Source organism: Actinomyces howellii (assembly GCF_900637165.1).
Classification (GTDB): Bacteria; Actinomycetota; Actinomycetes; order Actinomycetales; family Actinomycetaceae; genus Actinomyces; species Actinomyces howellii.
This window is the reverse complement of the sequence record NZ_LR134350.1, coordinates 309402-327276: the sequence shown is the minus strand read 5'-3', so window position 1 is coordinate 327276 and position 17875 is coordinate 309402. Positions and strand designations below refer to the sequence as shown.

The following is a 17875-nucleotide window of genomic DNA, read 5'->3' as shown; positions in this document are numbered from 1 at the left end:
GCACCCGCAGGCCGCGGTACCCGCGGTACCCGAGGAACCCGGGGTGCTCGGGTCACCCTGACCGCTCGAGCGCCGCGAGGAGCCCGGCCAGCTCCTGCCAGTCGGCCCCGGCGGCCCGCAGCGGCTCCTCGAGCTCGCGCTCGACAACCGCGTCCGTCGCAGCGCGCAGGCGCTGCTCGACCCTGCGGGCGCGACGTCGGGCTCCGGCTCGCGCCAGCCAGGAGCACGCCAGCGCCAGGCCGAGTCCGGCCGCCGCCGAGCCGACGAGAAGGACGACCGGCCAGGGCACGACGCCCCACCGGGGCGGGTCGAGGTCGATGAGCAGGTAGGTGCGCGCCAGGACGAGGGCCGCCTGCCACAGCCCGCCCACCGCAGCGCTGAGGACCAGGACGAGGTGGACGGTGTCGACCACCGCCCACCACCGGGGCTCGCGGGAGCCGCCCAGGTCGGTGCGCGCCACCGCCTCGTCGAGGACGGGGGTGAGCCCCTCAGCGCGCGCGCAGGTGCGCGCGACCATCTCGGCGCGGACCGGCTCGGGCATGCCGGCCGTCATGGCGTGGGCGGCGCGGTGCGCGGCCACGCGCAGGGCGCCCACGGCCTGCGGTCCCGGTGGAGCCACGGAGGTGACGGCGACCGGGGCTGTCGGGTCCTGCGCCGGGGGCGTCCGCCCCAGGTGGAGCAGCCGCAGCGGGTCGCTGCGCAACCGACCGAGCCAGCGCACGGGGGGCCAGCCCAGCCGCCTCGTGGTTGCGAGCTCGGTCGAGCGCCTCACGGCGCGCACGACCTGCTCGACGCCACCGGCACGGGCCGCGGCCTCCCGCAGCTCCTCGACGGGCCCGGTGGCGGGCGCCGACTGAGGCTCACCGACCCCCAGGGCGAGCCTGAGCTCGCGGGCGGTCCGGCGCCGGTCGGCCGCCAGGCGGGCCTCGGCGGCACGGCCGAGGCCCGCCAGCACCCCGATGCGCCGGCCGAGGGCCTCCACGCCCTGGCCGGTGCGGACGCTGGCCGCGATGACCTCCGTGGTACCCAGGCCCTCGGCCTCCAGGAGGTTGCGCAGGTCGGTCATGACCGGATCCCGGTCCTCGGGGCTGAGACGGTCGACCTGGTTGAGGACGACGAGCATGACCGCCCCGTGGGTGGCCATCGGGACGAGGAAGTCGTGGTGGACGACGCCGTCGGCGTACTTCTCAGGGTCGAGGACCCACACGAGGACGTCGACGAGCCCCGCCATCGCCTCAGCCGTGCGCCTGTGCTCGGGGTCGTCCGAGTCGATGTCCGGCAGGTCGAGCACGATCGTGCCCGGTGCGAGGGGGCCGTCGTCGATCTCCAGGCGCGCGGTCACGCCCAGCCAGTCGAGCAGCTCGGCGGGGTCTGAGCACTGCTGGGCCGGGCCGGCCACCGCCGCCAGGGGCTCGCTGGTCGTGGGCCGGGTGACCGAGGTACGAGCCGCGCGCGTGCCCGTCAGGGCGTTGAACAGGCTCGACTTGCCCGACCCAGTGGCGCCGAGAAGGGCGACCACCGTCCATCCGGGGGCCAGGGTGCGGCGGCGCCCTGTGCGTTCAAGCAGCTCTCGCGCCTCGTGCACGATGCGGGACGACGGCGTTCCCGGGGCCGACGCCGCCGGGTCCTGGCTCGTGTCGAACCGTGCGGCGAGCTCAACGGCCCGCTCCAGCTCCCCTCCGGACCGGGCGCTCACCGGTACTCCTCGGCCGCCCACGGCTCGCGCCCCAGCGCGCCGCGAACCCGTTCGACGTCCTGGCGCAGCTCCTCCCCGGTGGGGACGGGTCGGTCAAGGGAGCCGGTGAAGGTCTCCCGGTGCTCCTCGAGGAAGGCCGTGCACCGCCGGAGCAGGTCAGCGCGGGAGCGCTCGGACAGCGAACGCATGGCCTAGTCGCCGAAGACCGCCTCGAGGACCCGTTGGGCCAGGAGGGCCGTGCCGCCGGCGATGCCGACCTCACCACCGGTCAGGCCGCCGGTGTGGGCGAAGACCACGATCATGAGGGCGACTCCGACGACGTTGACGCCCAGGGACAGCACCCGCGCCCGCAGCCGCTTGTCGGCTCCTTCGTGGCGCACGAGCTCGAGGACCGTGTGCTGCCAGTCGCGCACGAGCCCGGCGGCCTGGGCGACGAGCCGGTCGTCCTGGGGCAGGCTCGCCAGGGCCCGGGCGAGCTGGCGGGGGGCGGAGTCCGCCCGCCTCCAGGCCCGCTCGGTGTCGAGGGCGGCGCGCTGGGAGCCGGCGACGAGAAGGCTCACGAGGGAGGACTCGATCGCGTCCTCGAGACCCGCGGTGCTCGCGGTCCTGCCGCGCAGCGCCCCGGTGAGACGGTCCCGGAGCCTGCCGACCCAGGACTCCAGGCCGCTCCACAGCTCGCCGGTCCCGACCAGCTCCTGCCAGCGGGCGAGCACCTCGCCTCGCAGCATGGCGCCGTCGGCGGTCGCCCGCTCGAGGCTGGCTCGGGCCTCGTCGTAGGCGTCACGGGCCGCGCGGGCCAGGTCCTCGCGCTCGGCCTCCTGCGCGTCGAGCTGGGCCGCCACCAGGCCGGTCGTCGCCAGAGCGGCCCCCAGGGCGCCGGTCACGGTACGCAGGGCGACCTCCCGCCGCGCAGCGCGGTCCGAGCACAGTGTCTCGAGCCAGGCGCGCACCGGCGCCACGACTCCGGTCGGCAGCAGGCCCTCGTCGTCGAGCTCGGTCTCAGGCAGGGTGAGCACCGGCGCGGCCCCCAGCCCCGCCTCGTCCAGGCGTGAGCGAAGGTCGGTCTCCACCTCGTGCGCCGCGCCCGGGGGCACCCTGTTGAGCACGACGGCGGTGACGACGTCGCGGTCGGCGGCGGCACGCAGGTGCTCCCACGGGACGGCGTCGGCGTAGCGCGCGGCCGTGGTCACGAAGATCCACAGGTCCGCGGCCGCGAGCAGCGTGGCCGCCAGGGAGCGGTTGTCCTCGACGACCGAGTCGACGTCCGGGGCGTCCAGGACGGCCAGGCCCGCGGGCAGCGCCTCGCAGGGACGCATCTCGACCTCCCGGGCGGTCACGCCCCGCGTGGGTGCCGGCGGGGCGTCGGCGGCCACCTGCACGCGGGCCAGCGAGCCCAGCACCCGTGGGGAGTCGAACCACGCCCGGTCCTCCTGGGCGTGGAGGAGCAGAGGCCGCCGGGTCGTGGGGCGGATGGCGGAGGAGGCCGCGACGCGTCGGCGCACGAGGGAGTTGACGAGCGTCGACTTGCCCGCCCCGGTCGAGCCCCCGACGACGGCCAGCAGCGGTGCGTCGAGGCTGGCCAGGCGGGGCAGCACGTAGTCGCCCAGCTGGTCGCGCACGAGCGCCGCCTGCCTCGAGGTCCCCGCGGTCATGGCGAGGTCGTAGGGCAGGTCGAGGGCGTCGAGCCGACGGTGCAGACGGGCCAGGGCGGCCTCGGGCGACTCGCCCGGGCCGGGTCGGACCGTGGCTCCGTGGGGTGCGGGCGGTTGACGGTCGGAGCCGCGCCGCACGGCAGCAGCCATGCTCAGGCCCCCCGGCGCGTGTCCCCCTGGTCGCCCGGTGCCAGGAGCCGTGGGGCGAGGTCGGCCGGGTCGGCCGGCTCCCAGGTGGCGGCGTCGGCCTCGACCTGCTCGCCCGAGCGGATGTCCTTGACCGAGTCCTGCTCCCCCTCGCCTCCGGGGAACCACACGAAGGGGATCCCGCGCCTGTCGGCGTAACGGATCTGCTTGCCGAACCTCGCCGCGCTGGGGGCGACGTCGGCCGGGACGCCCCGGGCGCGCAGGGTGTCGGCGACGGCGTCGGAGGCGCCCCGGTGCTCCTCGTCGGTCACCGCGACGAGGACCGCGGTGGGCACGGCGCGGGTGACGTCGAGCAGGCCGGCCGCCATGACGCGGGACAGGAGCCGCGAGACGCCGATGGAGATCCCGACCCCGGGGAAGGTGCGCTTTCCGTTGCTCGCGAGGCTGTCGTAGCGGCCGCCGGAGCACACCGAGCCGAGGTCCTCGTGCCCGGCCATGAAGGACTCGTAGACGGTGCCGGTGTAGTAGTCCAGCCCGCGGGCGATCTTGAGGTCGGCGATGATCGCCCCCGGACGGCGTCGTGCCGCCGCCGTCAGCACGACGGTCAGCTCCTCGAGACCCTCGGTGAGCAGCCCGGTGGGCTGTGCGCCGTCGAGGGCCGCGAGCACACGAGCGCTGACCTCCTGGGGGTCGGAGCCGGTGACGGCGGACAGGTCGAGGGCCGCGCGCGCCTGGGCCTGGGTGGTCCCCACCACGGAGACGAGCTCGGTGGCCACCGCCTCGGGACCGATCTTGTCGAGCTTGTCGACCACGCGCAGCACCTCGATGAGGTTGGCGTCAGCCACTCCCAGGGACTGGTAGAAGCCCTGGGCGACCTTGCGGTTGGACAGGTGGATGGTCACCGGGGGGATCGGAAGGCGGGACAGGGCCTCGTGCATGACCAGGGGGACGTCGACGTCGTGGTGCAGGGCCAGCGCCCCGTCCCCGACGATGTCGATGTCGGCCTGGTTGAACTCCCGGAAGCGACCTTCCTGGGGGCGTTCGCCCCGCCAGACCTTCTGGATCTGGTACCGCTTGAAGGGGAAGGTGAGCAGGCCCGCGTTGTCGAGGACGTAGCGGGCGAAGGGGACGGTGAGGTCGAAGTGGAGTCCGAGCTGCTTGGCGGGGTCGGCCGACTCGGTCTCGGCCGGGTCCGCCTGGAGGCGGGAGAGCAGGTAGACCTCCTTGGAGGTCTCTCCCTTCTTGGTCAGCTGGCTGACCGGCTCGACCGCACGGGTCTCGATGCCGCTGAAGCCGTGGAGCTCGAAGGTGCGTCGCAGCGTGTCGAGGAAGTACTGCTCGATGACGCGGCCCGCGGGCAGCCATTCGGGGAAGCCGGACAAGGAGGAGAGCGCCTGACGCGCCGGGGCCGTAGTCACCATGGGCGGCATTGTGTCACGCCCCGTCGGGGACGATCCGCTCGCGCCTCCCCGGGCCCCTCCACGTCAGGCCCGCAGGTCTCCCCCGCGCACCTTGGCCTCAGCCAGGTAGGGGTTGCCGCGGTGCTCATGGGCCATCGTCGTGGCTGCGCCGTGGCCGGGAAGCAGGACCGTCTCGGGGGAGATCGCCGAGGCGAGGAAGCGAAGAGTGCCGAGCATCTGGACCGGGTCGCCTCCGGGCAGGTCGGTGCGTCCGACCGAGCCCTTGAAGATGACGTCGCCGTCGAGGGCGATGAGGTGGCCTCGTTCCTGGTCGGCGGTCGTCGGGTCCTCCTCGCCGGCCCCCGCCTCACGCATGAGGGCGTTGTCCGCCAGGACGGCCTCGAGGAGGAACAGGCTGGAGCCCTCGGAGTGCCCGGGCGCCGCGACCGCCCGGATCGCCAGCCCGGGGACGAGCTCGACCGGCTGTGAGAACCCTGCCTCGGGGAAGGGGCGCACGTCGCCGGGCCTGCGCCACGGGCCGGGCGCCAGGTCCGCGAAGGAGGTGCCGGTGGCCAGGTGGATGCCGGTCGTACCCGAGGGGTCGTCAAGGCGATAGAGGTCGGGCGCAGGAACGTAGACGGGCACCTGTCCCTCGCCCGGGGCGACCGCCCCCCGCTCACGGGCTGCCTCGATGAGTGCCGAGGTGTCCCACACGTGGTCAGCGTGCCCGTGGGTGAGCAGGACCGCCCCCAGGCTCAGCCCGTGGGAGAGCAGGAGGCTGAGCGCACCGGGGGCCGCCCCGGCACCCGGGTCGACCACGACGGCCTGGGAGGAGGGGCCCGGGGCGAGCACGTAGCAGTTGGCGCCGAAGACGGGGGCGACTGTGCGCTCAAGGATCATGGCCCGAGCCTAGATGATCGGCGCCGCGACGGCCGGTGGCGGTCTGGCAGGGCCGTCGAGTGGTCCCGCCGACGGAGCCTCACCAGCGCCGCAGGTGAGCCGGATCGCACCGAGAGGCGCACGGGGACTGACTGCGCTGCGGTGAGGACGTAGACTCCGGTTCATTGTCGCCTTCCGGCGGCATCCGCACACCTCCCGGCCTGCGGGTCGGGCGCGCACGGAACGGACCGGTCGCCCGGTCCCCCCCGTCAACCCGTGAAGGAGCACACCGTGACCGAGCAGAAGCAGCCCGACACCGAGCTGGACCCCACTGCCACGTCCGCGACGGAGCCCGACTCCGCCACCGTCGAGGCCGGCATCAGCTCGCCGGCCGAGCCCACTGAGCCGGCTGAGCCCACCGAGCCGGCTGAGCCCGCCGAGGCAGCCGAGCCCACTGCGCCCACCGAGGCAGCCGAGCCCGCCGAGCCCACCGAGACAGCCGAGCAGACTGCGCCCACCGAGGCAGCCGAGCCCACTGCGCACGCCGAGCCGGCTGCGCAGACCGAGCCGGCCGAGACCGGTGAGGCGCCGTCGGTCGCGGTACCTGCGGCCCCCGCGCCGGCAGATCCCGTCGTCGACCCCCAGGAGGCCATGGACGCCGCCAAGTGGGGGCGTGTGGACGGCGAGGGCCGGGTCTATGTCCAGGACGGCGGTACCGAGCGCGAGGTCGGCCAGTTCCCCGACGCGCCGGTGGCCGAGGCGATCGCCTTCTACGTGCGCCGCTACCTCGACCTCAAGGCATCCGTCGACCTGTTCGCCACCCGCCTTCCCCAGCTGAACGTGCGTGATATCGACTCGACGCTGTCCTCGATCGAGCAGTCCCTGGCCCAGCCCGCGGCGGTCGGTGACCTCGAGGGGCTGCGCGCCCGCTTCGCCGCCCTCAAGGCGGTGGCGGCCGAGCGCCGTGCGGCGGTGTCGGCCGAGCGCGCGGCGGCCAAGGCACAGGCGCTCAAGGACCGCACGGCGATCGTCGAGCGGGCCGAGGCCATCAGCACCCAGGACCCTGCCCGCACCCAGTGGAAGAGCTCGGGCGCGGAGCTGCGCGAGCTGCTCGAGCAGTGGAAGGAGGCTCAGCGGCGCGGTCCCCGACTGGACCGGGCCACCGAGGACGCCCTGTGGAAGCGCTTCAGCCACGCCAGGACCACCTTCGACCGGCATCGGCGCCAGTTCTTCAGTGAGCTCGACGCCAAGCAGGCGCAGGTCAAGGCGGCCAAGGAGGCACTCATCAAGCGCGCCGAGGAGCTGTCGACCTCAACTGACTGGGCCGGGACCTCGGCGAAGTACCGCGCGCTCATGGAGGAGTGGAAGCGCGCCGGTCGGGCCTCCCGCAAGGTCGATGACGCCCTGTGGGCCCGTTTCCGTGCCGCCCAGCAGGTCTTCTTCGACGCGCGCAAGGCCAAGGACGAGGCGACGGACGCCGAGTTCGCCGAGAACCTCAAGGCCAAGGAGGCGCTTGTGGCCCGCGCTGAGGCCCTCCTTCCGATCAAGGACGTCAAGGCGGCCAAGAAGGCGCTGCGCCCCATCCAGGACGCCTGGGAGGAGGTGGGCCGGGTCCCGCGGGCGGCCGTGCGCCGTATCGAGGGCAGGATGCGGGCCGTCGAGGACGCGATCCGGGAGGCGGAGAACGCCGAGTGGCGCCGCACCGACCCCGAGACCAAGGCACGGGCCGAAGGCCTGGCCGGACAGCTCGAGGACTCGATCGCCGGCCTGGAGAGGGACCTCGCCGCCGCGCGGGCCGCGGGCGACTCGACGAAGGTCGCTGAGGCCGAGGCTGCGCTGACCGCGCGCCGCGCCTGGCTCGACCAGGTCCGTCGCTCGGCTAGGGCCTGAGCACCACGAGACCCGATCGCGGCACCGGTGGCCCCGCCCTTGGCGGGGCCACCGGTGTGAGGAGTTGTCCACAGCCGGGACGACCGGCCTGGCGGGCGGGACCCGGTCGGCGCATGCTCGTGGGGTGACCGCCTCACCTCACTCCGGCTCCCCGTGCCCCTCGCCGACCCCGCTGCGCCGGGCGCGGGCGCGTCCCCGCCGTCAGCACGCCAGGGTCCGTACCCGAGCGGCCCTGTCCCACGCCCTTCCCCGGCCCCTGGAGCCCATCCTGACCGCACTGCCCGTCGATGAGCTGGAGGTCCTGCGCACCCACCTCGACGACACGCTCTTCGTGTCGGTGCTCGGACGCCTCGTGCCGGCCGACGTCGTGGCCTCGAGCCCGGCCCGCGCGCACTTCCTGTCCCCCCTCGTGCCTGACGGAGGGGTCGTGGTCGGCGCTGCTGCGCTGTGGGTGCACACCGGGCGCATGCCCCCCGAGGAGCTGACGGTCTCGTGCACCGACGGGCGTCGGACGGCGCCGTCCGCCTCGGTGTCCCGCAGCCGCCTCCCCGCCCGGGACGTCGTCACCCTCGCCGGCCTGCGCTGCTCGAGCCTGGCTCGCGCCGCGGTCGACGTGGCGCGCACGGGTCCCCCGGCGCTCGCCGTCGAGGCGGTCCTGCTCGCCCGGGCCGCAGGCCTGGGCCGGCAGGACCTGGGCATGGCGCTCACCGGGTGCGCGGGCGCGGACCGTCAGGGACGCCGCCGAGCCCAGGGGATCCTCGACGCGCTCGTGGCACCGGGCGCACGGGCCCCGGACCGGATCCGCTGACCGTCGTCCCCGGGACCGGGGCGCCTCAGGAGGGCTGGCGCCGGGGCGCCGAGGTCGAGCGCCGTGCCTCGAAGACCCCGTCAATGCGCCGCAAGGAGGTCAGGGTGTGGTCGAGGTGGCTCGCTGCAGCCAGCTCGACGACGAATCTGCCCGTGACGACCCGGTCGCGTGACGTGCCGATGGTCGCGCTGATGAGATTGACGTGGTTGTCGGCCAGGACACGGGTGATGTCGGCCAGCAGGCCACCGCGGTCGAGGGCCTCGACGTCGATCTGGACGAGGTAGGCGCTCTGCGCGTGGGAGGCCCAGTGGACCTTGAGCATCCGCTCGGGCTCGCGCTCGAGCTGCTCGACGTTGTGGCAGTCGCTGCGGTGCACCGAGATGCCCGAGCCACGGGTGATGAAGCCGACGATCTCATCGCCCGGCATGGGTGTGCAGCACCGGGCCAGCTTGACGTAGACGTCACCCTCCCCCATGCCCTCGACGACGACGCCGGAGTCGCCCGAGCGCGTCCGGTGGTGGACCGAGGCAGCCCTCGTGGGCAGGACACCCTCTGCCAGGGTCTCCTCGGCACCCGCCTCACCGCCCACCGAGGCCACGAGCGTGGCCACGACGTGCTGGGCCGAGACGTGCCCCTCCCCCACGGCGGCGTAGAGGCCGTCGATGTCGCCCTTGTCGAGCGTCTTGGCCACGTCCATGAGGGAGTCGTGGTTCATGAGCCGCTGGATGGGCAGGTCCTTCTTGCGCATCGCCCTGGCGATCGCGGACTTGCCCCCCTCGATAGCCTCCTCCCGGCGCTCCTTGGAGAACCAGGCGCGGATCTTGTTACGAGCACGGTTCGAGCCGACGAAGCCCAGCCAGTCACGGCTGGGACCCGCGCCCTGCGCCTTGGAGGTGAAGACCTCGACGGTGTCACCGTTCTCCAGAGTCGTGTCGAGGGGGACGAGCCTGCCGTTGACACGCGCCCCGACCGTGCGGTGACCGACCTCGGTGTGGACGGCGTAGGCGAAGTCGACGGTCGTCGAGCCTCCCGGCAGGGCGACGACGTCTCCGCGCGGGGTGAAGACGTAGACCTGGGTGCCGGCCATCTCGAAGCGCAGCGACTCGAGGAACTCAGCGGGGTCCTGGGTCTCCTTCTGCCAGTCGACGAGCTGACGCAGCCAGCCCATCTCGGCGGCCTCCGCCGAGCGCGCACCGCCGCCCCGCGGGCTCGGACCCGTGGCGTTGGGATCCTCCTTGTACTTCCAGTGCGCAGCGACCCCGTACTCCGCCATGCGGTGCATGTCCGCGGTGCGGATCTGGATCTCGACCGGCTTGCCACCCGGTCCCACGACCGTCGTGTGCAGCGACTGGTAGAGGTTGAACTTCGGGACCGCGATGTAGTCCTTGAACCTCCCGGACATCGGGGTCCACCGTGAGTGCAGGGAACCGAGGACCGAGTAGCAGTCCTGGACCGTGTCGACGATGACGCGCACGGCCACGAGGTCGTAGATGTCGTCGAACTCCTTGCCGCGGACGATCATCTTCTGATAGATCGAGTAGTAGTGCTTGGGCCGGCCGGTCACCGTCCCCTTGATCTTGTTGACCCTCAGGTCCTCCTCGATCTGCAGGCGGACCTGGCGCAGGTACTCCTCGCGGGCGGGGGCCCGCTCGGCGACCATGTGCTCGATCTCGTCGTAGACACCTGGGTAGAGCGCGCGGAAGGACCTGTCCTCCAGCTCCCACTTGATCGTGTTCATCCCCAGGCGGTGGGCCAGCGGGGCGTAGATCTCGAGGGTCTCCTTGGCCTTGCGCGCCGCTGTCGCGGCGGAGACGTACCGCCAGGTGCGGGCGTTGTGGAGCCTGTCGCCGAGCTTGATGACCAGGACCCGGATGTCCTTGGACATCGCCACGATCATCTTGCGCACGGTCTCGGCGGCGGCCGCCTCGCCGTACTGGAGCTTGTCGAGCTTGGTGACGCCGTCGACGAGCAGGGCGATCTCGTCACCGAAGTCGGCGCGCAGGCGGTCCAGGGTGTAGTCGGTGTCCTCGACGGTGTCGTGGAGCAGGGCCGCGGCCAGGGTCTGCGGCGTCATGCCCAGCTCGGCCAGGATGGTCGCCACGGCCACGGGATGGGTGATGTAGGGCTCGCCGGACTTGCGTCGCTGCCCGGCGTGCGCCCTCTCGGCCACCTCGTAGGCGCGCACGATGAGGCCCGTGTCGGCCTTGGGGTGGTTGGCGCGCAGCGCCCGCATGAGCGGCTCGATGGCGGCGGGCGTCGAGTGCCCCCGCGACCCGAACCAGGCCAGGCGGCTGCGCACCCGCGAGCCGGGGACAACCGTCCCCTCCCCGAGGTCGCTGCTGCTCTTGGTCTCCGTCATGACCGGATCATAACCGTGTCCGGCCTCTCATCAGACATCCAGAGGCAATAGCGAGGAACCGGCGTGACGCGGCCGGTGCGCCGCCGGCCCCGGTCCGGCTCAGGAGGCGGGGAAGGTGACCACCGAGTCGATCCTGCGTCCGGGAAGCCTCTCGCGCCCGCCCAGGCCAGCCAGCTCCAGGAGCATGCACACCGCGACGACCTGTGCGCCTGCCCGCTCGAGCAGCGAGATCGAGGCGGCAGCGGTCCCACCGGTGGCCAGGACGTCGTCGATGACGAGGACCCGCTGCCCCGCCACGACCGTGTCCGGACGGATCTCCATCCGTGCGGTTCCGTACTCCAGGCTGTAGTCCTCACCGAGGACCGGTCCCGGCAGCTTGCCCCCCTTGCGCACGGTGATCATGCCCAGGCCCAGGTGCACGGCCAGGGGCGCGGCGAGCACGAAGCCCCGCGACTCCAGGCCGGCGACGGCGTCGATGTGCCCCCGGTAGTGGGCGGCCAGGCCGTCGATGAGGTTGGCGAAGGCCTTGCCGTTGGCCAGCAGCGGCGTGATGTCGCGGAACAGGACGCCGGGCTCGGGGAAGTCGGGGATCTCCCGCAGGTTGTCCACGACGAGCTCGGTAAGCACGCCGGACAGCTCTGGGGCCTCGTCAAGGGGGCCGTCCCAGGCGCGGACGGGCCGCGACTGCGAGCCCGGCGACGGGACGGGGGTGTTCGACGAGACCGACGGTGCGCCGGGCAACGGTGAGGACGCCGTCATGAGCGCTTCCTCCTCCTCTTGGGCTGGGCGTGCACACCCAGGTGGTGACCGGGGACCAGCGGTGCGGCGACCGGGGCCGCGGCCAGCGCCGCGGCCTCCTCGTCGTCGGCCTCGGCCAGGCGTCGAGCGCGCGCCTGGGTGACCCTCGTGGCCTGCTCGCGGATCCCCTTCTCACGCGAGCGCAGGTCCACGAGCAGCGGCGTGGCCAGGAAGATCGAGGACAGCGTGCCCGCGATCATGCCGATGAACAACGTCAGGGCGATGTCGCGCAGCGTCCCGGCGCCCAGGATGAAGGCGCCGACCACGAGCAGCGAGGCCACCGGCAGCACACCGACCACGGAGGTGTTGATCGAGCGGACGAAGGTCTGGTTGACCGCGAGGTTGGCCAGCTCGGCGTAGGTCGAGCGGGTCTGGGCCTCGAAGCCCTTGGTGTTCTCCCGGATCTTGTCGAAGACCACGACGGTGTCGTAGAGGGAGTAGCCCAGGATCGTCAGGACGCCGATGATCGTGGCGGGCGAGACCTCGAAGCCGGACAGGGCGTAGACGCCCACCGTCACGACGATGTCGTGGGCCAGGGCGAGCAGGGCCGCCGCCGCCATCTTCCAGGTGCGGAAGTAGGCCCAGATGAGCGCCCCGACGAGCAGGAAGAAGACGACGAGGCCGCGCACCGCCTTCTTCGTCACGTCCGAGGACCAGGTCGGTCCGATGGTCGTGGCCGACACCTCAGCGGGATCGGCGTCGTAGGCATCGGCAAGCGCCGCCGACAGGGAGTCGAGCTCGTCCTTGGACAGCTCGTTGGTCTGGACCCGCACCGCCGAGGAACCCATCGTCGTCACCGACGAGGCCTGCGACATCCCCTCCGACCTCAGGACCTCGTTGGCGGGGCCGACCTGGGGGGAGGACAGGCCGGAGACCGTGATCTCCGAGCCGCCCTTGAAGTCGATGCCGGGGTTGAGCCCGACCGTGCCCAGGAGGACCGCCGACAGCGCGATGACGGCCACGGCGATCGAGTACCACACCCGGCGCCTGGGGACGAAGGGGATGGAGGTGGTCCCTGAGTACAGGTTGTTGCCCAGCTGAGCCAGGGAGGTCACCGGTCCTCACCGTCCTTTCCGCTCGGGGTGGAGGAGTCTGACTGGGCCTGCGAGCGGGTCGGGGTCTCGTCGTGCTCGACGTGCTCGACGTCCTCGAGGTCCTCGGCATCGAGACCGTCCTCGCCGGGCTCACCCGGGTCGGCACCGGCCCTCCGGCGGTCCTCGGCATCGAGACCGTCCTCGCCGGGCTCACCCGGGTCGGCACCGGCCCTCCGGCGGTCCTCGGCCTTGCGTCGGGCCAGGGAACCGGCCACCGCGCTGATGGCCGCCTCACGGCCCTTGCCGTAGGTCGAGGCCGAGCGGGCGCCCAGGTGCTCCGGGTCGAGTCCCGAGAGCCTGTGACCCTCGCCGAAGAAGCGCAGGCGCAGAATCCACACCATGAGCGGGTGGGTGAACAGGACGATGACCGCCAGGTCGACGACGGTGGTCACCCCCAGGGTGAAGGCGAAGCCCTGGACCCCGCCCACCGCGAGGTAGTACAGGACGACGGCGGCCACGAGGTTGACGGCGTCGGAGACGATGATCGTCTGCCGGGCGTGCTTCCAGCCCTCGTCGACCGCGACGACGAGGGTGCGCCCCAGACGGACCTCGTCGCGCACGCGCTCGAAGTAGATGATGAAGGAGTCCACCGTAATGCCGATGGCGATGATGAGACCGGCCACCCCGGCCAGCGACAGGCGGTAGCCCATCGTCCAGCTGAGCAGGGCGATCGCCAGGTAGGTCGTCGCGGCCGCGATGACGAGGGAGGCCACCGCGACGACGCTCAGCCCCCGGTACTGCCAGGCGAGGTAGACGATGATGAGCGCGAAGCCGACGAGCCCGGCGAGCAGCCCGTTGCGCAGCTGCTCGGTGCCCAGGGTCGCGGAGATCTGCTGCTCGGACTGGACGGTGAAGGTCAGCGGCAGGGAGCCGAAGGACAGCTGGTTGGCCAGGGTGTTGGCGCTGGCCTGGTTGAAGCCGCCGCTGATCTGGACGCGGCCGTCGGTGATCGGAGCGGTGACGCTGGAGTTGAAGCCGGAGGACATGATCGTCAGGCCGTCCAGGACGATGGCGAACTGGGCCTTCTGCGCGTCCGTCGACGTCGCGCCGGTGGTCGAGGTGCTCGCGGCCGCCGCGGCGTCCCGGTAGGACAGGAGACGCTTGGAGACCTCGGCGAACTGCGCGGTGCCCTTGTCGTTGAACTCCACGGAGACGACCCAGTTGTTCGTCGTCTGTCCCTGGCTCGTGGTCTCCAGGCCGGAGGTCGCCGTCTCGATGTCGGTGCCGGCGATGTCGGCCGGGCCCAGGAGGTAGACCGTGCCCGAGCCGTCCTTGGCGCAGGAGATGACCGCCTTCGTGGGGTCCTGGGCCTGGCCGGCCAGGGCCTCCTGGGAGGTGCAGTCGGTCATGTAGGCGTCGTAGATGAGCTGCTCGGAGATCCAGGAGTCCGAGGAGCTGTCCTCACTCGTGGCCGCCAGCGGGTCAGGGCTGATCGTCCCGTCGCCGTTGAGGTCGGCAGAGGTCGTCGCGACCTGCTCGGGGGTGACGGTGCTCAGCTCGGTGGGAACGGCGGCCGGGTCCTGGGTCGCCGCCGCGGCCGGGTCCTGGGTCGCCGCCGCAGCCGGGTCCTGCGTGGCCGGAACCGAGGCCTGGGCAGAGGCCTGGGCGGAGGCGACGTACTCGTTCTGCGCGGTGGCGATCTGCGCCGCGCTGCCCTGGATGATGCGCAGGACCGGGCGGAAGTAGAGCACCGCGGAGGTACGCACGAGCTCGAGGGTCTCCTCGCTCGGCGTGCCCGGCAGCGACACGACGATGTTCTGGCCTCCCTGGCGGGAGATCTGCGCCTCCGCTACACCGGTGGCGTCCACGCGCTGGCGGATGATCTCGATGGCCTGGTCGACGTCCTCGTTGGTGATCTCCGAGCCGTCGGAGGTCGTCGGCGTCAGGATGATCTGCGTCCCGCCCTCCAGGTCGAGGGCGAGGCCCGGGGTCAGCGAGGTGCGGCCGGAGGCTGCGCCGTAGGCGAGGGCCCCGAAGCCCATCGCGAGGATGAGCAGCATCATGAGCAGGCGACGGCCTGGATGCGTGGTCGTGGTGCTGGACACGCGGTCCCTTCCTGGGAGGTGGTCGGCGGCAGGGGCCTGCCGCAGGGTGGGCGGGGTGGGTCAGGCCTTGTCGCCGGCGGGGTCAGGGTCCTGGTCGCTGTCAGCGCCGTCAGCGCCGTCAGCGCCGTCGTCCTCCTCGTCCTGGGTCGAGGCGAAGGGGGGCTCCTCGGCACCGACGATCGTGTTCTTCGCCCACAGGGACTCGTCTCCCAGAGGAGTGGCCAAGGTCACCACGTCGCCGTCGACCTCGACGACCGTGCCGTAGAAGCCCGCCCGGGTGCGCACCCAGGTGCCCGGCACAAGGGCCTCCTCCGTGCGCCGCTCCTGCTCGGCGATCATCCTGGCCTGCTGCTTGCGCGCGAAGCGCGACATGAGCCAGAAGGCCACGAGCATAACGATGATCATGATGATCATGGGATCCGGCATGTGGAGGACTCCGATCGTCAGACACGTTCCCGCGAGGACCGGGAACAACCCCGCCGAGTCTAGGCCACCGGCCGGGGGACCAGCCGCGAGACGCGTCACGTGTCCGGCGCGCCGCACCCACTGCGACGGGATCGTCACCTGGACGTGACAAGAGCGCGACCAGCCGCTCAGGGAACCGGCCCGTGCTCTCGCACCGGGCTGCCGCCGGGCTCAGGTGAAGAGCGCGCCGTCCTCGGGGGCGGCCAGGCCCAGGTGGGCGAAGGCCGCGGCCGTGGCCTGGCGGCCACGGGGGGTCCGCACGATGAGGCCCTCCCGGAAGAGGTAGGGCTCGGCGACGGTCTCGATGGTCTCGGGCTCCTCCCCCACGCTGACCGCCAGGGTGGTCAGGCCCACCGGGGCTCCCGCGAAACGGGTGCACAGGGCCTCGAGCACAGAGCGGTCCAAGCGGTCCAGGCCCAGGTCGTCGACCTCGAAGACCTCAAGGGCGCCGCGGGCGGCCTCGATGTCGAGCCTGCCTGGGGTGCCGTGCACCTGGGCCCAGTCCTGGACGCGCCGCAGGAGGCGGTTGGCGATCCTGGGCGTGCCGCGGGAGCGCCGTGCGAGCTCGGCCGCCGCGGCCTCGTCGACCGACACCCCCAGGAGCCTGGCGGAGCGGTTGATGATGCGGCCCAGCTCCTCGGGGCCGTAGTACTCGAGGTGGCCGGTGAAGCCGAAGCGGTCGCGCAGCGGGGCGGGAAGCAGCCCGGCCCGGGTCGTGGCCCCCACGACCGTGAAGGGGGGCAGGGCCAGGGGGATGGATGTGGCTCCGGGCCCCTTGCCGACGATGACGTCGACCCGGTAGTCCTCCATCGCGAGGTAGAGCATCTCCTCGGCCGTGCGCGCCAGGCGGTGGATCTCGTCGATGAACAGCACGTCGCCCTCCTCCAGGGAGGACAGGATGGCGGCCAGGTCCCCGGCGTGCTGGATGGCCGGCCCTGAGGTCAGGCGCAGCGCGCCGTCGACCTCGGCCGCGATGATCATGGCCAGGGTCGTCTTGCCCAGCCCGGGGGGACCGGAGAGCAGGACGTGGTCGGGGGTGGCGCCGCGCGACAGCGCGGCGCGCAGGACCACTGAGAGCTGGCCCCGCACGACCTGCTGGCCGACGAAGTCCTCGAGGCGCTTGGGGCGCAGGGCGGCCTCGGCTGCGCGCTCGGTCTCCTCCGCGCCCGGGGCCACGACCCGGGCGCCGGCGTCCTCAGCCACGTCGGCCGCCTCCCAGCACGCGCAGCGCGGCACGCAGGAGCTCGGGAACGCTCAGGCCCGGCTCGTCAGGGGCGCGCCCGGCCTCGACCTCGGCGACCGCCCGGGTGGCGGTCGCCTCGTTCCAGCCCAGCTGCACGAGCGCGGCCACGACGTCAGGGTGGGGTCCGGGACCGCCGGGGGCGAACGGGGCCGTCTGCGGTCCGGGCGCCGACCCGGCCTCCGGCCCGAGGCGGTCGCCGACGTCGATGATGACCCGCTGGGCGCCCTTGGGTCCCAGGCCCGGTACCCGCGTGAGCGCGGCGACGTCCTGGGAGGCGACGGCGCGGCGCAGCGCGTCGGGGGTGTGGACGGCCAGCACCGCCAGGGCGAGCTTGGCCCCCACGCCCTTGGCGCCCATGAGCACCCGGAAGCAGTGGCGCTCGTCGGCGTCGGCGAAGCCGAACAGGGTCAGGGAGTCCTCCCGTACGACGAGCTCGGTGCTCACCGTGCCCTCCTGGCCGGCCCGCAGGCCTGCCAGGGTGGCCGGGGTCGCCTGGAAGGACAGCCCGACACCGCCGACCTCGATGGTGGCGCTGCTCAGTCCGACGTCGAGCACGGGTCCGCGCAGTGAGCTGATCATGCCGGTGGGGCTCCTCAATGGGAAGAACGGGGGACGGGCGGTGGCCCGCCCCAGGCTTCGAACACCTGTCCAGACAGTAGCAGGAGGTCGGCGTCTGCGGGGGCGCGGCGCACCGCGGCGGCCCGGCTCCCGTGCGCAGGGTCAGCGGCGTCGGCGCGGGTCGACCGCGCCGTGCCGGCGCGCGGCCGCCTGCGCGGCGGCCCACTGCCGCTGGGCGGGGGTGCGGGCGCTGACCCGCACCGCTCCGCCCGCCGAGACCATGTCGGTCGCGCCGTCGGGGCCGGTGCCCCCGCCGCGCCAGCCGTGGCAGATGGCCTGTGCCAGGGCGTCGGCGGCGTCAGCGGGCCGGGGCAGGGCGTCCAGGCCCAGGATCCGTCGCACCATCGTCTGGACCTGCGCCTTGTCGGCGGTCCCCGACCCGGTGACCGCGGCCTTGGCCTCGGAGGGGGTGTGCTGGGCGACCTCGATGCCTGCCCGGGCTCCCGCGACCATGACCACTCCCATGACCTGGGCGACGCCGATGACCGAGCGCAGGTTGTCCTGGGCGAAGACCCGCTCGACCGACAGGCTCGTGGGTCCCAGCCTGGCGATCCAGTCCTCGAGGGCCTGGGCGATGGTGAGCAGCCGCAGCTCGGGACTCTGGCCGGGAGGGGTCCTCACGACCCCGACCTCGACGAGCCGGGCTCGACGGCGCGGGTCGACGTCGACGCAGCCCAGGCCGCAGCGGGTCAGCCCGGGGTCGACCCCGAGCACCCGCTGCTCGGCGACGACCGCGCCCCGGGACCGTGCGGAGGCATGAGGCGCCACGGTCGTCATGCTC

General features: G+C 73.1%; 15 protein-coding genes. 2 read left to right on the top strand and 13 right to left on the bottom strand.

Annotated features, from left to right (window positions below):
- Positions 1–52 precede the first annotated feature (52 nt).
- The 5 genes from EL245_RS01445 to EL245_RS01430 form a co-directional block, all read right to left on the bottom strand.
- Positions 53–1696, bottom strand: coding sequence for a GTPase (locus EL245_RS01445; protein WP_161512695.1), 1644 nt, complete (start codon positions 1694–1696; stop codon positions 53–55).
- Entirely contained in the window at positions 1693–1884 is a 192-nt protein-coding gene (locus EL245_RS13925) for a hypothetical protein (protein WP_331852815.1), read from the bottom strand. The genes EL245_RS01445 and EL245_RS13925 overlap by 4 nt, the downstream gene beginning before the upstream one ends.
- 3 nt (positions 1885–1887) lie before the next feature.
- Complete coding sequence (locus EL245_RS01440) at positions 1888–3498, bottom strand: dynamin family protein (RefSeq protein ID WP_331852814.1); 1611 nt, start codon at positions 3496–3498, stop codon at positions 1888–1890.
- Positions 3499–3500: 2 nt separating this feature from the next.
- Positions 3501–4916, bottom strand: coding sequence for a histidine--tRNA ligase (hisS, locus tag EL245_RS01435; RefSeq protein ID WP_408608377.1), 1416 nt, complete (start codon positions 4914–4916; stop codon positions 3501–3503).
- Between the two features lie 63 nt (positions 4917–4979).
- Positions 4980–5795 carry an MBL fold metallo-hydrolase gene (locus EL245_RS01430; protein ID WP_126381404.1) on the bottom strand — a complete coding sequence of 272 codons (816 nt, stop codon included), beginning with the start codon at positions 5793–5795 and terminating at the stop codon, positions 4980–4982.
- Positions 5796–6065: 270 nt separating this feature from the next.
- Between EL245_RS01430 and EL245_RS01425 the strand changes: the two genes are divergently transcribed.
- Positions 6066–7664, top strand: a complete 1599-nt coding sequence (locus EL245_RS01425) for a DUF349 domain-containing protein (RefSeq protein WP_126381402.1) — start codon at positions 6066–6068, stop codon at positions 7662–7664.
- A 124-nt stretch (positions 7665–7788) separates the two neighbouring features.
- Positions 7789–8472 (top strand): hypothetical protein, encoded by a 684-nt coding sequence (locus EL245_RS01420; RefSeq protein WP_126381400.1) that lies wholly within the window; start codon positions 7789–7791, stop codon positions 8470–8472.
- A gap of 25 nt (positions 8473–8497) precedes the next feature.
- Here EL245_RS01420 and EL245_RS01415 read toward each other — a convergent pair whose 3' ends face one another.
- The 8 genes from EL245_RS01415 to EL245_RS01380 form a co-directional block, all read right to left on the bottom strand.
- Positions 8498–10831: a RelA/SpoT family protein gene (locus EL245_RS01415; protein WP_126381398.1), complete on the bottom strand. Its 2334-nt coding sequence runs from the start codon at positions 10829–10831 to the stop codon at positions 8498–8500.
- A 99-nt stretch (positions 10832–10930) separates the two neighbouring features.
- On the bottom strand, positions 10931–11590 hold the full coding sequence (locus EL245_RS01410; RefSeq protein WP_126381396.1) for an adenine phosphoribosyltransferase: 660 nt from the start codon (positions 11588–11590) through the stop codon (positions 10931–10933).
- A complete protein-coding gene (secF, locus tag EL245_RS01405) occupies positions 11587–12684 on the bottom strand; it encodes a protein translocase subunit SecF (protein WP_126381394.1) in 1098 nt (365 codons plus the stop codon). Before secF ends, EL245_RS01410 begins: the two co-directional genes overlap by 4 nt.
- Positions 12681–14726 (bottom strand): protein translocase subunit SecD, encoded by a 2046-nt coding sequence (gene secD / locus EL245_RS01400; protein ID WP_126383869.1) that lies wholly within the window; start codon positions 14724–14726, stop codon positions 12681–12683. The genes secF and secD overlap by 4 nt, the downstream gene beginning before the upstream one ends.
- 102 nt (positions 14727–14828) lie before the next feature.
- The gene (locus tag EL245_RS01395) at positions 14829–15182 is read right to left on the bottom strand and encodes a preprotein translocase subunit YajC (RefSeq protein WP_126381392.1); all 354 of its coding nucleotides are present in this window, start codon (positions 15180–15182) and stop codon (positions 14829–14831) included.
- A gap of 222 nt (positions 15183–15404) precedes the next feature.
- Positions 15405–16436: a Holliday junction branch migration DNA helicase RuvB gene (gene ruvB, locus EL245_RS01390; RefSeq protein WP_126381390.1), complete on the bottom strand. Its 1032-nt coding sequence runs from the start codon at positions 16434–16436 to the stop codon at positions 15405–15407.
- Positions 16429–17055, bottom strand: a complete 627-nt coding sequence (gene ruvA, locus EL245_RS01385; RefSeq protein WP_126381388.1) for a Holliday junction branch migration protein RuvA — start codon at positions 17053–17055, stop codon at positions 16429–16431. Before ruvA ends, ruvB begins: the two co-directional genes overlap by 8 nt.
- A 141-nt stretch (positions 17056–17196) precedes the next feature.
- Positions 17197–17871, bottom strand: coding sequence for a crossover junction endodeoxyribonuclease RuvC (locus EL245_RS01380; RefSeq protein ID WP_126381386.1), 675 nt, complete (start codon positions 17869–17871; stop codon positions 17197–17199).
- Positions 17872–17875 lie beyond the last annotated feature (4 nt).

Coding starts and splice junctions, on each gene's coding strand:
- EL245_RS13925 (WP_331852815.1), bottom strand. CDS start 1,884: ATGCGTTCGCTGTCCGAGCGCTCCCGCGCTGACCTGCTCCGGCGGTGC.
- EL245_RS01440 (WP_331852814.1), bottom strand. CDS start 3,498: ATGGCTGCTGCCGTGCGGCGCGGCTCCGACCGTCAACCGCCCGCACCC.
- hisS (WP_408608377.1), bottom strand. CDS start 4,916: ATGGTGACTACGGCCCCGGCGCGTCAGGCGCTCTCCTCCTTGTCCGGC.
- EL245_RS01430 (WP_126381404.1), bottom strand. CDS start 5,795: ATGATCCTTGAGCGCACAGTCGCCCCCGTCTTCGGCGCCAACTGCTAC.
- EL245_RS01415 (WP_126381398.1), bottom strand. CDS start 10,831: ATGACGGAGACCAAGAGCAGCAGCGACCTCGGGGAGGGGACGGTTGTC.
- EL245_RS01410 (WP_126381396.1), bottom strand. CDS start 11,590: ATGACGGCGTCCTCACCGTTGCCCGGCGCACCGTCGGTCTCGTCGAAC.
- secD (WP_126383869.1), bottom strand. CDS start 14,726: ATGATGCTGCTCATCCTCGCGATGGGCTTCGGGGCCCTCGCCTACGGC.
- EL245_RS01395 (WP_126381392.1), bottom strand. CDS start 15,182: ATGATCATCATGATCATCGTTATGCTCGTGGCCTTCTGGCTCATGTCG.
- ruvA (WP_126381388.1), bottom strand. CDS start 17,055: ATGATCAGCTCACTGCGCGGACCCGTGCTCGACGTCGGACTGAGCAGC.
- EL245_RS01380 (WP_126381386.1), bottom strand. CDS start 17,871: ATGACGACCGTGGCGCCTCATGCCTCCGCACGGTCCCGGGGCGCGGTC.